General features: G+C 66.4%; 11 protein-coding genes and 1 pseudogene. 3 read left to right on the top strand and 9 right to left on the bottom strand.

Annotated features, from left to right (window positions below; translation table 11 throughout):
• Positions 1–2: 2 nt before the first annotated feature.
• Positions 3–1577 carry an alkaline phosphatase gene (locus FQU96_RS34630; protein ID WP_146545976.1) on the top strand — a complete coding sequence of 525 codons (1575 nt, stop codon included), beginning with the start codon at positions 3–5 and terminating at the stop codon, positions 1575–1577.
• On the opposite strand, the gene FQU96_RS34625 is transcribed toward FQU96_RS34630, so the two are convergent.
• Genes FQU96_RS34625 through FQU96_RS34595 form a run of 7 tightly spaced genes read right to left on the bottom strand, consistent with a single transcriptional unit; the run spans position 1574 to position 8468 of the window.
• On the bottom strand, positions 1574–2476 hold the full coding sequence (locus tag FQU96_RS34625) for a 2-hydroxyacid dehydrogenase (RefSeq protein ID WP_146545975.1): 903 nt from the start codon (positions 2474–2476) through the stop codon (positions 1574–1576). The genes FQU96_RS34630 and FQU96_RS34625 overlap by 4 nt on opposite strands.
• Entirely contained in the window at positions 2477–4099 is a 1623-nt protein-coding gene (locus FQU96_RS34620) for a GMC family oxidoreductase (RefSeq protein WP_146545974.1), read from the bottom strand.
• Complete coding sequence (locus FQU96_RS34615) at positions 4096–5139, bottom strand: low specificity L-threonine aldolase (protein ID WP_146545973.1); 1044 nt, start codon at positions 5137–5139, stop codon at positions 4096–4098. The genes FQU96_RS34620 and FQU96_RS34615 overlap by 4 nt, the downstream gene beginning before the upstream one ends.
• A gap of 8 nt (positions 5140–5147) precedes the next feature.
• Complete coding sequence (locus FQU96_RS34610; RefSeq protein ID WP_146545972.1) at positions 5148–5543, bottom strand: hypothetical protein; 396 nt, start codon at positions 5541–5543, stop codon at positions 5148–5150.
• A gap of 32 nt (positions 5544–5575) precedes the next feature.
• Entirely contained in the window at positions 5576–6841 is a 1266-nt protein-coding gene (locus FQU96_RS34605) for a TRAP transporter large permease (RefSeq protein ID WP_146545971.1), read from the bottom strand.
• 13 nt (positions 6842–6854) lie between these two features.
• Positions 6855–7442: a TRAP transporter small permease gene (locus FQU96_RS34600; protein ID WP_146545970.1), complete on the bottom strand. Its 588-nt coding sequence runs from the start codon at positions 7440–7442 to the stop codon at positions 6855–6857.
• A gap of 36 nt (positions 7443–7478) precedes the next feature.
• Positions 7479–8468, bottom strand: coding sequence for a TRAP transporter substrate-binding protein (locus FQU96_RS34595; protein WP_146545969.1), 990 nt, complete (start codon positions 8466–8468; stop codon positions 7479–7481).
• Between the two features lie 155 nt (positions 8469–8623).
• Between FQU96_RS34595 and FQU96_RS34590 the strand changes: the two genes are divergently transcribed.
• Positions 8624–9313 carry a GntR family transcriptional regulator gene (locus FQU96_RS34590; protein WP_146545968.1) on the top strand — a complete coding sequence of 230 codons (690 nt, stop codon included), beginning with the start codon at positions 8624–8626 and terminating at the stop codon, positions 9311–9313.
• Positions 9314–9324: 11 nt separating this feature from the next.
• Positions 9325–10611 carry an amidase gene (locus tag FQU96_RS34585; RefSeq protein WP_146545967.1) on the top strand — a complete coding sequence of 429 codons (1287 nt, stop codon included), beginning with the start codon at positions 9325–9327 and terminating at the stop codon, positions 10609–10611.
• Here FQU96_RS34585 and FQU96_RS34580 read toward each other — a convergent pair whose 3' ends face one another.
• The gene (locus tag FQU96_RS34580; RefSeq protein WP_146545966.1) at positions 10612–11370 is read right to left on the bottom strand and encodes an outer membrane lipoprotein carrier protein LolA; all 759 of its coding nucleotides are present in this window, start codon (positions 11368–11370) and stop codon (positions 10612–10614) included.
• A gap of 101 nt (positions 11371–11471) precedes the next feature.
• A pseudogene (locus FQU96_RS34575) lies at positions 11472–13103 on the bottom strand (DNA translocase FtsK); the annotation flags it as partial.
• Between the last annotated feature and the right edge of the window lie 41 nt (positions 13104–13144).

Raw genomic sequence — 13144 nt, 5'->3', positions numbered from 1 at the left:
ACGTGCGCCGTTTTCCCACCGCCGCGCTGTCGCGCCGCCACCTGCTGATCGGCGGCGCCCTGGGGGTGGCGGCCGCGTCAGCCGGCGGCCGCGTGCTGGCGCAGCCCCGGTTCGACCGCAACCCGTTCGGCCTCGGCGTGGCGTCCGGCGATCCGGCACCGGACGGCTTCGTGATCTGGACCCGCGTGATGGCCGACCCGCTGTCTCTGGCGCCGCTCGCTGCCGACGCGTACCCGCTGATCTACCAGATCGCTGACGACCCCGACTTCAAACGCATCGTGCGCAGCGCCGAGGTCCTGGCCCTGCCGCAAGAGGCGCACACCGTGCACGTCGTGCTGCGCGACCTGCAGCCCGGGCGCGACTACTGGTATCGCTTCCGGCTCGATCCCGACCATATCAGTCCGGCCGGCCGGGCACGCACCGCACCGGCACCCGGCGCCGCGGTGGACCAGCTCGACCTGGTGGTCGCCTCCTGCCAGCACTACGAGGGCGGCTACTACGGCGCCTGGCGGGACGCGACTCGCGACCGCGACCGGCCGCTGGATGCGATCCTGTTCCTGGGCGACTACATCTACGAAAGCCACGGCGGGGGCCGGCCGGGCCGGCAGCACCACGTCGAGGACAACCCGGTCACGCTCGACGATTTCCGGCGCCGCTATGCGCTCTACAAGTCCGATCCCGACCTGCAGGCAGCGCACGCCGCGGCACCATGGCTCGCGATCTGGGACGACCACGAGGTCGAGAACGACTACGCCAACGAACAGTCCCAGCACTTGATGGATCGCACGGCATTCCTCGCTCTGCGCACCGCGGCCTATCGCGCCTGGTGGGAGCACATGCCCGTCAGTCCGGCGCTGCGACCCGATCGGCCCGATGCCAGACTCTATCGCCGCGTGCGGTTCGGCGACCTGGCGCGCATCGACCTGCTGGACGGCCGCCAGTACCGCCATCCGCAACCCTGTCCGCGCCCCGGCAGCGGTGGCTCCAACCTGGTCGGCCCGGACTGCGCCCTACGCCTCGATCCGGCGCTCAGCATGCTGGGGCTGGCCCAGGAGCGATGGCTCTATGATGGCTTCCGCGACGGCGGCGCGCGCTGGAGCCTGATCGGCAACCAAACCCTGATGGCACCGCTCGATTTCCAGATCGGCGCCGGCGCGTTGTGGCGCACCGACCAGTGGGATGGCTATCCGGCGGCCCGCGCGCGGCTTTACGACGCGATGCGCGCGACGCGGCTGTCCAACCCGATCGTGCTGACGGGCGACTTCCACGCCCACATCGTCGGTGACCTGTTTGACGACGCCAACGGTTCAGCCGTCGCTTCCGAGTTCGTCGGTAGCTCGATCTCCTCGGGCGGCATACCACGCGACGATGCCTGGTTCGCCGCCCGGCTGGCGGAAAATCCGCACCTCAAGCTGTTCAACAACCGCTATCGCGGCCATCTCGCCATCCGCATGACGCCCAAGAGCCTGGTCGCCGACCTGCGGGTCATCGACGACGTGCACGACCGATTCAGTCAGGGACGCACCCTGGCGCGCTTCGCCGTCGACAACGGCAAGCCGGGCGTCATTCCTGTTTAGCCGGCGATCGCCAGGTCGATGGCGCGGCGCAGCAATACCATCGTCGCCTCCGATGTAAAGAAACCGGCGTGCGCCGTCAGCGTGACGTTCCCCAGCGCGATCAGCGGATCACCCGGCGGCGGCGGCTCGGGATCGAACACGTCGATGGCAGCGTGGCGGATCCGATCGGCAGCCAGGTATTCGACCAGCGCCACCTGATCGACGACAGCGCCGCGCGCCGTATTGATCAGGATGGCGCCCGGCTTCAGGCGCGCCAGCCGCTCGCGATTCATGAATCCGCGCGTGTCGTCATTGAGTGACAGGTGCAGGCTGACGACATCGGCCCGCTGCAGAAGTTCATCGAGGGCGACCATGGGCACGGGCGCATCGGTGAGGGTCGTTCGGTTCCAGGCGATGACATCCATGCCGATACCGCGGCCCAGCCGCGCCATCTCGCGGCCGATCCCGCCCATGCCGACAAGGCCCAGGGTCTTGCCGAAGAGCTGCATGCCTTCCGACGGCACCCAGGTGCCGGTGCGCATCGCGCGGTCCATCTTCGTCGTCTGCCGGGCCGCGGCAAACATCAGCCCGATCGCGTGCTCGGCGACCGTGATGTCGCCATAGCCGCTGATGGTCGAGACCTTGATGCCGAGATCCTTGGCCGCCGCCAGGTCGATGTAGCTCGCCGCGCCGGTGCCGAGGAAAACGATGTGGCGCAGCTGGCCGCAGCGCTGCAGCAGTTCGCGGGGGAAATACGTGGCATCGACGATACAGGTGTCATGGTCGGCAAGGATCACCGGCACCTGCTCGGCCGCGAACGGCACCATGTTGACGGCGATCGCCGGATCGGTATCCCGGCATACCAGGCGCCACAGCCGCAGCAGATCGGGGGTCGCATCGATGAAGATGGTGCTGGACATCTAGTCCCTCGCAGTGGGGGTTGCGCGCCGATCCTCCAGGATCAGGTCGGCTGCCTTCTCGCCGATCATGATGATGGGTGCGTTGGTGTTTCCCGACACGAGGCTCGGCATGATCGACCCGTCGGCGATCCTCAGGCCCTCGACGCCCCGTACCCGTAGGCGGGTATCGACAACCGACGCGGTATCATTTCCCATGCGGCAGGTCCCGACAGGGTGAAAGATCGAAACGGCATATTCCCGCACCCAGTCCAGGATGTCAGCATCGCTGTCGATCGTCGGCCCCGGTGCCAGTTCGCGCACGATGAAGGGCTTCAGCGCTGCCGCAGCGGCGAGGCGCCGCGAGAGGCGAACAGATGCCACCTGGACCTGCCGGTCATGGTCGGCGGCAAGGTAGTTCGGTTGGATCGCCGGTGGTTGCGCCGGATCGGCGGTTCTCAGCGTCACGCGTCCCCGACTCTGCGGCCGAAGCTGGCAGATCGACGCCATGAAGGCCGGGAAACGATCGAGTCCTCGCCCTGGTGACGACGCACTGAACGGCAGGATATGAAACTGGATGTCGGGACGATCCACCGCCGGCGTGCTGCGCGTGAAGATGGCGACCTGGCCGGCGCTCATGGTCATCGGCCCGCGCCGCCGCAGCCCGTAGTCGAGCGCGATGGCGAGCTTGCGCCAGACATCATTGACGTCGTTGTTGAGCGTGGGGCGTGAGCAGAGATACGTGTTCCTGACCTGCAGGTGATCCTGGAGATTTTCACCAACCTCATGGGACGCCTGCCGGACGGCGATACCAAGCCGCGCGAGTTCATCCGGCCGACCAATGCCCGAGAGCTCAAGAATCTGCGGCGAACCCACGGTTCCGGCGCACAGAACCACCTCGCCCTCGGCGCGCGCGACGGCCAATCCATCCGACTGCCGGATGATCACGCCGCACGCCCGCCTGCCGTCGAGGGTGAGGCGTTCAACGCTGGCATCCGTGATGATCGTGAGGTTCGCACGCTGTCGCGCGGGCCGCAGATAGGCCACCGCGGCACTGCAGCGCAATCCGTTGCGCATTGTCAGCTGGAAGTACCCCGCGCCCTCCTGGCTGCTGCCGTTGAAGTCGCCATTGGCAGGGATCTGAAGTTCCTGCGCTGCCGCGACATAGGCATCGCACAGTGCGCGGCGGTGGCGCATGTTCGAGACCGCCAGCGGCCCGCCGACACCATGGTAATCGTCGGCACCACGTTCCTGGTCCTCGGCCTTCTTGAAGTACGGCAGCACGTCGGCAAACGACCACCCGGCGCAGCCGTGCTGCTGCCAGGTGTCGTAATCGGCGGCCTGGCCGCGAATGTAGACAAGGCCGTTGATCGAGCTGGTTCCGCCCAGGACTTTGCCGCGCGGCCAGCGCAACCGCCGGCCGTTGAGGCCGGGAACGGGCTCGGTTTCATCGCACCAATCCGTGCGTTTGTTGCCGATGGTCTTGAAGTAGCCGGCCGGAATATGGATCCAGGGGTAGGTGTCCCGCCCGCCGGCTTCCAACAGCAGCACCTTGTTGCGCGGATCGGCAGAGAGGCGATTGGCCAGCACGCAACCCGCCGAGCCGGCGCCGACGACGATGTAATCGAACGTGCCGATCGGTTTCATGGCGAGGCCTCGGCCGATCCGCGTTGTGCGATCACATGCGCCAGCAAATCCACATCCGCCGCACAGGAGTCCCAGCGACAGACGAACCGCACGACATCGTCCGGATAGCGATGAAAGAGCGCCACGGACTCAAGGCTGCGCACCACGGGCGGCGGCATGTATGCAAACACCTCGTTGGCTTCGACCGGCGCGACGAGCGGGATGTCGGTATCTGCAAGACGGCCTGCGAGGCGCGCACTCAACGCATTGGCATGCGATGCGAGGTGACGATAGAGATCGTTCTCGACATAGGCCGCGAGCTGCGCAGCGGCATAGCGCATCTTGGAGAAGGTCTGGCCGGCACGCCGCAAGCGGAACGCCAGCGGCACCCCGAACCGCCGATCAAACGCGATGATCGCGTCGGCGTTCATTCCGCCATTCTTGGTCACGCCGAAGGAAAGGATGTCGACGCCACAGCGCCATGTCGCGTCGGCCAGCGAGCAGCCCAGCGCGGCAACAGCGTTCGCCAGCCGCGCTCCATCCATATGAATGCGCAGGCCATGATCCTTGGCAATCGCACAAAGCTCGGCCAGCACGTCGAGCGCGTAGACCGTACCGAGGTCGGTCGGCTGCGTGAGGGACAGGGCCGCCGGTTGGACGCGGTGGGGCTGGCCCATACCGGCACGGTCCAACGCCCGGCGCAGCTCGCTGGGGTCAATCCGGCCATCCGGGCCAGGCACCGGAACGATCTTGGCGCCACCCGTGAAGAATTCCGGCGCACCGCATTCCGACACGTTGATATGCGCGGTCGGGTGGCAGAGCACCGCACCATAGGGCGGCGTCAGGACCGAGAGCGCGACCGCGTTGGCCGCGGTCCCGGTTGCCACGGGAAAGACCGCGACGTCAGCATCGAATGCCTGCGCATAGATGTGCGCGAGGCTCTTGGTGAACGGATCGCGGCCATAGCCGTCGGCTGTGTCGGCGTTGACACGCATGACAGCAGACATGATCTGCGGCGCAACCGCACCGACATTGTCGCTGCGGAAGTCGAGGGACGGCATCGTCGGACTCAGGCAGTGGGAAGCAGCCAGTCGTTGACATGCACCTCGGCGATTTCAACGAATTCCGGCATCTCAAGAAGATAGTCGGGGTCCTTCTCGAGCGGCCACACCCGGCGGACGTCACCCCGGTCGCTGTGCATCGCCGCCATGGCCTCCATCGAGGGCCAGTAGGAGATCACGGTGAATTCGGCGACATCTCCGACGATCTTGCGGAACAGCTGGACGCCGAGATTACCCGGCTTACGCTCGATCGGCATCACGCCGTGCTCGTAGCTGTAGCGCAGGTATTCGTCGGCGTGCGCCGCCCGGGTGCACCCGCGCCAGATGCGCGCGATGAGTGTCTTGCCCTGCGAGCCGGAAGCGAGAATCTCCTGCTTGCCCGCAAGCGACGTGACGAACGGCATGGCCGGTCTCCTATGATGGCAGCGGTTGGGGGTTATCGGATCAGCGCCAGGCTGAACCAGGGGAACAGGCAGAGGATGACGAGGACCGCACAGGTGGCGAGACAGAACGGCAGCGCCGCCATGAAGATATCGCCCGGTTTCATCTCGGCAGCTTGCGCGGCAACAAAGAGCGCGATCCCGACCGGCGGCGACACCAACCCGAGGACAAGATTGATGCAGACGACGACGCCGAAATGGACCGGATCAATGTGGTAGACCTGGGTGGCGATCGGAAAGAGGATCGGTACCACCATGATCAGGCCGGGCACGCCGTCGATCACCGTACCGATCACGAGCAGAACGACCATGACCAGCAGCATGAAGCTGATCGGGCCGGTCGCGACTCCCTCGATCCATGACGATACCGTCTGCGGCACATTTCCGTAGATCAGTACCCAGGTGAACACGTTTGCCGCCGCGACCAGGAACAGGATCAGCCCTGTGTTGAGACCGGTGTTCAGGAGCATCAGGCGCAGGTCCGCCCACGCGAGCTTGTGGCCGTAGTAACGGCCCGCGAGGTAGGCCGCGATGACGGCCAGCGCCGCCGATTCCGTGGGCGTGGCGAGGCCGCTCATGATGCCGCCGATCATGACCAGCGGGATGGCCAGCGCGGGCAGGCCGCTGACCAGGGCGCGGCCACGCTCGCGCCAGCGCAGGCGCGGCTCGCGCGGCAGGTCCCGGACGAAGCCGATGACCCAGATCACGCCCATCAGGGCTGCGGCCAGCAGGATGCCGGGCAGGATACCCGCGATCAGCATGTCGCCGATCGAAACCTGGGTCATGACGCTGTACACGACGAACATCAGCGACGGCGGAATGATCGGGCCGAGCAGGCCGGCAACCGCCGTCAGCGCCGCGGCAAACGGCTTGTCATAGCCGCGACGCACCATCTCGGGGATGATCATGCGGCCCATGATGGCGATCTGGGCGGAGGCCGAACCGAGGATGGCCGACAGGATCGCGTTGGCGATCACGTTGATATAGGCGAGACCGCCCTTCACCGGCCCCAGGCAGGCCGCCGACATGTCGAGCAGACGCTGCGTGACGCCACCCTTGTTCATGATCTCGCCGACGAGAAGAAACAACGGGAACGCCATCAGGCCGTACGAGTCGATGCCGCCGTAGAGCTGCTGCAGATAGGAGTTCATGAGGGCCGGGCTGTTCGTCGCGAAGGCGAACACGATCGCCGACAGCAGGAGCACGATCGCGATCGGCACGCCGACCATCATGAAGACGAAGAACGATGCGGTTGTCGCCATTGCGGTACGTGCCTCAGGACACGGCAACGTCGGCGTCGGACGGCGCCCGATCTCCGGATGTGTCTGCCGCGCCGCCCTGCGCGATCTCGATCAGGTTCGCCGCGCCGTGGACGATCATGCTGAACGCAAACCAGGGCAGGATCAGATAGAACCAGAACTTGGCAACACCCAGCGTCTGGGTTTGCTCCATGTAGACAAAGTTCTGCGTGGCCGCGGCGAACGCGCCGAGGTCAAAGCCGGCACGCGCGAGCGCAACGGGATCGAACCATTGCCAGGCGAGCCACAGGAGAAAGACGCACAGCGCCAGGCAGATCAGGCGGACCAGCACCAGCAGCGCCCGCACGAGCGGTGAGGGCAACACATCGAGCAGAGTCGTGACCGAGAAATCGGCGCGCTGCCGCGCCATCTGCGAGGCGCCCGCGAACGAGGCGAGGACCATCGTCTGGATCGCAGCCTCGTCGGCCCAGTATTGCGACCATCCGACGGCGCGGGTCACCATGTTGACCGTGATGATCAGCACCAGCAATCCGGTGAGGGCCACCACGAACGCCCGCTCGCATCGGGAGAGATGGGCGCTGAGCGTGAGGATGATGTTCGACATGGGCCGCGACCACCGCCATGCATCGCCGATGGCGGGTCAGGCAGCGGCAGCGATATCGCGCAACTTGCGCAGCGACGGTGCTTTCGCCGTCCACATCTTGTCCCATTCGGCAACGGCGTTTCCGAAGAAACCGGCACCGACGTCGCGCACCTGGAGCCTGGTTCCGCGCAGCGTGGCGAAGTAGCTCTTTTCCTGGGCGACGACCGTATCGAGAAGCCGGTCGAAGGCCTTGCCCACGACCCGTTTGATGAGGCTCTGGTCGTCCGGCGCGATACCGTCCCAGATGCGCTTTGATGCCACCGGCACGGCACCCAGCAGGCTGTGGTTGGTGACCAGCATCGTGCGCAGGTGATCGTAGAAGCGGTTGGTCACACAGCCGTCGGCATCCATATCGATGGCGTCGATCTGGCCGTTGGCCAGCGCGCTATAGACCTCGGAGAACGTGATCGGCGTCGGCGCCGCGCCCAGGATCGAATAGAAGTCGCGGAAGGGCGGCGACGGGATGATCCGCATCTTCTTGCCCTTGAGGTCGGACACACTGGCGATGGTGTCGCGCGCGTACATGTGGCGCATGCCCGACATGCCGTAGCCCAATCCAACCAACCCGACACGCGACAGACCCTGGAGCATGGCGGTGGCTTCGGCCGTCCGCAGCAGCCGGGCCGCCTGATCGATGCTCTTCACCAGGAACGGCGCGTGCAGCGCCCCGAAATCGGCAACGTGATTGACCAGTTCGGTGCTGGTGATGGAGGCCATGTCGAGTACGCCGGCCTGCATCTGCTGAACCATCTGAGCCTCGGTGCCCAGCTGGCTCGACGGGAACAGCTTGATGCCGAACCGGCCGTTGCTGGCGGCCTTGAGATCGGCATCGGCGGCCAGGATCGCCTGGCCCGTCAGGTGGTTTGCACCCGCGACCGTCGAGAACCGGAACTCCCGTGTCGTCTGGGAACGGGCGACCGGCGCACCCACCACAACCGCCGCCCCCGCACCTGCCAGCACGCCCCTGCGCGAAAAGCTCGTTGCCATGGCGCTCTCCCAATTTGCTTTTGCAGTCTGTCGTCTGTCGACAGACGTCAGATTACCGAGTAAAAGAGCACTGTCAATAGAGATCGATCGCGATCAATGAAGAGGGCGACGGGGTCACGTATCGTTGCGCCGCTCCGTTCATGCGATGAGGACAGATGCACACCGACGGCAGCGCCAAGATTTTCCAGTCTCTCGCCAATCCCAATCAGCCGACGCTGGTCCAGCAGATCGAGCGGGAATTGTTGCGCGCCGTCGTGGAGGGCCAGCTTCCCCTCGGCGCCCGCGTCAGCGAGTCGGAGTGCGCGCGCCAGATGGGGATCAGCCGCGCACCGTTACGGGAGGCAGCCCGGTTGCTCGAGCAGCGTGGGCTTTTCGTCACCAAACCCGGCCGTGGCTTCTACGTCCGCCGCTACACCGCGCAGGAGCTGGACGATCTCTATGGCCTGCGCTCGTGCCTGGAGCGCTTCGCACTTGCCGAAGCGATCCAGAAAGCGTCGGACACCGACCTGGACCGGCTGCAGGCCCAACTTTCGGCGCTGGGCCAAGCCGCGGTCGCCGACTCACGGTTCAAGGTCGTCGAGGAAGACATCGCCCTGCACCGGGCGCTGTGTGCCTGCAGCGGCAACGCGCGGTTGGCCCGCATGTTCGACGACCTGGCGGTCGATCTCACGGTTCTCGTCTCGCGCCTGGCGGATCTGGATACCGATCCCAAGATCGTCGCCGCCAGCCACGCCGACTGGGTCAACGCTGCCAGAGCACGCGATCTGCCGACGGCCGACCGGGCCTTGGCGCAGCACATCCGCGACGGCTGGCTCGAGATGAAGCAAAAAGCCGACCTGCTTTGAAGGGATCCTCTGTGACCACTGTTCGCGATCGACTCGAAAATATCCTGACGCGCCTGGAGGCACGCGCCGCCGACGAGCGTGTGTTCCTGCGCCTCTATCACGACCAGGCACGCGCGGCGGCCGACGCCGCTGATGCGCGCAAGCGCAGCGGTGTCTCCCTGGGTCCGCTGGACGGCACGATCGTATCGATCAAGGATCTGTTCGACGTCGCCGGTGAGCCCACGACGGCGGGATCGATCCTGGCCCGCGATTTCCCGCCGGCGTCAAGCGATGCCACCGTGGTCCGCCGGCTGCGCCAGGCGGGCGCGGTGATCATCGGCAAGACAAATATGACGGAGTTCGCCGCCACGGGGATGGGTCTCAACCCGCACTACGGGACGCCGGGCAGCGCCTCCGACCCGACGCGCATTCCGGGCGGCTCGTCATCGGGTGCCGGTGTTTCCGTCGCCGAGGGCACCAGCGAGATCGCCATCGGCAGCGATACCGGCGGCTCCGTGCGCGTACCCGCTGCATTCAACGGCGTGGTCGGCTTCAAGCCGACGGCCGACCGCGTCCCGCAGCAAGGCGTCTTTCCGCTGTCCTACAGCCTCGACTCGATCGGCCCGCTGGCCAGGAACGTCCAGGATTGCGCTGCCGCCGACGCGGTCATGGCCGGTGAAGAACCGTCGACGACCGCTCCGTTACCGTTGAAGGATCTGCGCGTCGGCGTACCGCGCGGACCACTGCTTGCCGACACGGCGCCGGCGGTCGCCGCGGCCTTCGACGCCGGCCTGCAGCGCCTGTCACGCGCCGGCGCCAGGATTGTCGATCACAACATCGAGGATCTGCTGGACGGGATGAAAGCGGTGACGACGCCGATCTCCATCGTGTTCGCCGAGGCCGCCGAGATCCACGCCGATTGGCTCGAGTCAAAGGCCGCCGCTTTCGATCCGCGCGTCCATCGGCGGATCGTCCAGGGCGCGACCGTATCGGCACCTGCCTATATCCGCATGGTGCGCCAGCGCCGGTCGCTCATCGCCGCCATGGATGCGCGGCTAGGCCCGCTGGACGTTCTGGCCTTGCCGACCATCCCGTTCGTGGCACCGGCGATGGCGGCCCTGCTCGAGGACGATGCGCTCTTCATGCGCACGCACGCGCTGCTCGTGCGCAACACGATCATCGCCAATCAGTTCGACCTGACGGCAATCTCGCTACCGCTCCCGGCGCCGCAGCCCATCGGCTTCATGCTGCTGGCGCGCCGCAACCACGACCACCGGCTGCTGCGGATCGCCGCCAGCGCCGAGGCTGCGTTCGCCTGACTACTGGAAGCGGTCGCGCTTCAGCATCGATTCATCGAAGCGGAACAGATCGCGCGACAAGGTGACGCCCGTCTGCACGTTGCTGAGCGTGACGGCGACGGGCACGTTCTTGGCGTCCCATACCACCCAGCCCTTCAGCAGCAACGGCTGGTCGGCGAACACCAGCTCGACCTTGCCCTCCTGCGGCCGCTTGGTCTGGACCACGGCCACGTGCAGGTCAGTGCCGTTGCGGGTCACGCCGGTGACCGTCAGATCACCGCTCAGCTTGACCTCCTTCGCCGCCAGGAAACTGGCCGAGGTCCAGCCGATCGGCCACTGGCTCATGCTGCGGTCCTTGAAGTCGGCGATGGTGATCTGCGAGCCGTCGGCCACGATCAGGATTTTCGACGGTGGATCGTACTCAAAACGCATGCGGCCCGGTCGCTGCAACGACAGCGTGCCAGGGGCGACGTTGCCGTTGCTGCTGGTCTGCGTGAAGCGCGCCTGCAGGGTCTGAACGCTGTTGAGATACTGTTCGATGCGCTGGACTTCGGCCTGTTGATCGACCGGCACGACCGGCGGCGGCGTCTCCTCGACCTTGCGGCGCGGCTGCCGGCGCGGCGTCTGCGTGCCGGGCTGGTTCTGCGCCTGAGCCTCCGCGACACGCAGCGCGGCCGCTCCATTGCCGAGCGTCGGTGTCAGCAGCCAGGCGGACAACGCCACGGCCAGGGCGCCGAAGCCCAGGCCGACGCGATGGAAGGACAGCAGAGGCCGGTTCATCACAGGATCCTTCGGACCATCACCGCGACACATGGGTGTCGATCGCGGCGGAATCGCGGCGGCGCCGATGACATAAGCTTGAGCGACCGACCTGGTATGCCTCACGCCGCGTCGCCGTCGATATCCCGTGCCAGCACCTCGCGCTTACCCACCGAGTTGGCCGGACTGACGACCCCCTCGCGTTCCATCCGCTCGACGATGCGCGCGGCGCGGTTGTAGCCGATCTGCAGGTGGCGCTGGATGAAGCTGGTCGAGCATTTGCGCTCGCGCGCCACGACGGCGATGGCCTTGTCGTAGAGCTCGTCGGCCTCGCCCTCTTCGGCGCCGCCGCCTTCGCCACCCTCGCCGCCGATCGCACCGCCTTCGGCCTCCTCGGTGATCGCGTCGAGATACTGCGGCTGGCCCTGGAAGCGCAGGTGCTTCACCACCTTCTCCACTTCGCTGTCGCTGACGAACGGTCCGTGCACACGCACGATGCGCCCGCCGCCGGCCATGTAGAGCATGTCGCCCTGGCCCAACAGCTGTTCGCCACCCTGCTCGCCCAGGATGGTGCGGCTGTCGATCTTGGACGTGACCTGGAACGAGATGCGGGTCGGGAAGTTGGCCTTGATCGTGCCCGTGATCACGTCGACCGACGGACGCTGGGTGGCCATGATCACATGGATGCCGGCGGCGCGCGCCATCTGCGCCAGGCGCTGGACGGCGATTTCGATGTCCTTGCCGGCCACCATCATCAGGTCGGCCATCTCGTCGATGATCACGACGATGAAGGGCAACGATTCCAGGCTCATCGGCTGGTCTTCGAAGATCGCCTTGCGCGTGTCGGGATCGACGCCGATCTGCACCGGGCGCAGGATCTCCTCGCCGGCCTCACGCGCTTCCGTCACCCGCTCGTTGTAGCCGGCGATGTTGCGCACGCCGAGCTGGCTCATGGCGCGATAGCGGTTCTCCATCTCGCGCACGGTCCATTTCAGCGCCACCACCGCCTTGCGCGGCTCGGTCACCACCGGCGTCAGCAGATGCGGGATGTCCTGGTAGACGCTGAGCTCCAGCATCTTGGGATCGATCATGATGAATTTGCAACGATCGGGTGGCAGCCGGTAGAGCAGGGACAGGATCATGGTGTTGATCCCGACCGACTTGCCCGACCCCGTGGTGCCGCCGATCAGCAAATGCGGCATGCGCGCCAGATCGGCGATCACCGGGCCGCCGCCGATATCCTTGCCCAGCACCAGGGGCAGCTGCAGGCGGCCGTCCTCATAGTCCTTGGCCGACAGCAGCTCGCGCAGGAAGACCATCTCGCGCTTGCCGTTGGGCAGCTCGATGCCGATCACGTTGCGGCCCGGCACGGTGGCCACGCGCACGCTGACGGCGCTCATCGAGCGGGCGATGTCGTCGGCCAACCCGATCACACGGCTGGACTTGGTGCCAGGCGCCGGCTCGAGTTCGTAGAGCGTGACGACCGGACCGGGTCGCACCTTCACGATCTCACCCTTGACGCCGAAGTCCTCCAGTACGCTCTCGAGCAGACGCGCGTTTTGCGCCAGGGCCTCTTCGTCGATCTGGGCTGCCACCGGCGAACGCGGCGCTGCCGCCAGGATGTCGAGCGCCGGCAGCTGAAATTCCTGGGTCAGCGCCAACTGCCGCTGACGCTCGGCCTCGGCGCGCCGGCCGGGCTGCGGCGCCGTGCGCTTGACGACCTTGCTGGCTGCAGCGGCCGGCGGCATCGACGGTGCCCATATCCTGACACCGCTGCCCTACCTGATCTCGCTGG

The organism is Reyranella sp. CPCC 100927 (genome assembly GCF_007859315.1).
In the GTDB taxonomy this organism is placed as follows: Bacteria; Pseudomonadota; Alphaproteobacteria; order Reyranellales; family Reyranellaceae; genus Vineibacter.
Note: the sequence above shows the minus strand (reverse complement) of the source record. Positions and strands in the feature narration are given on the sequence as shown.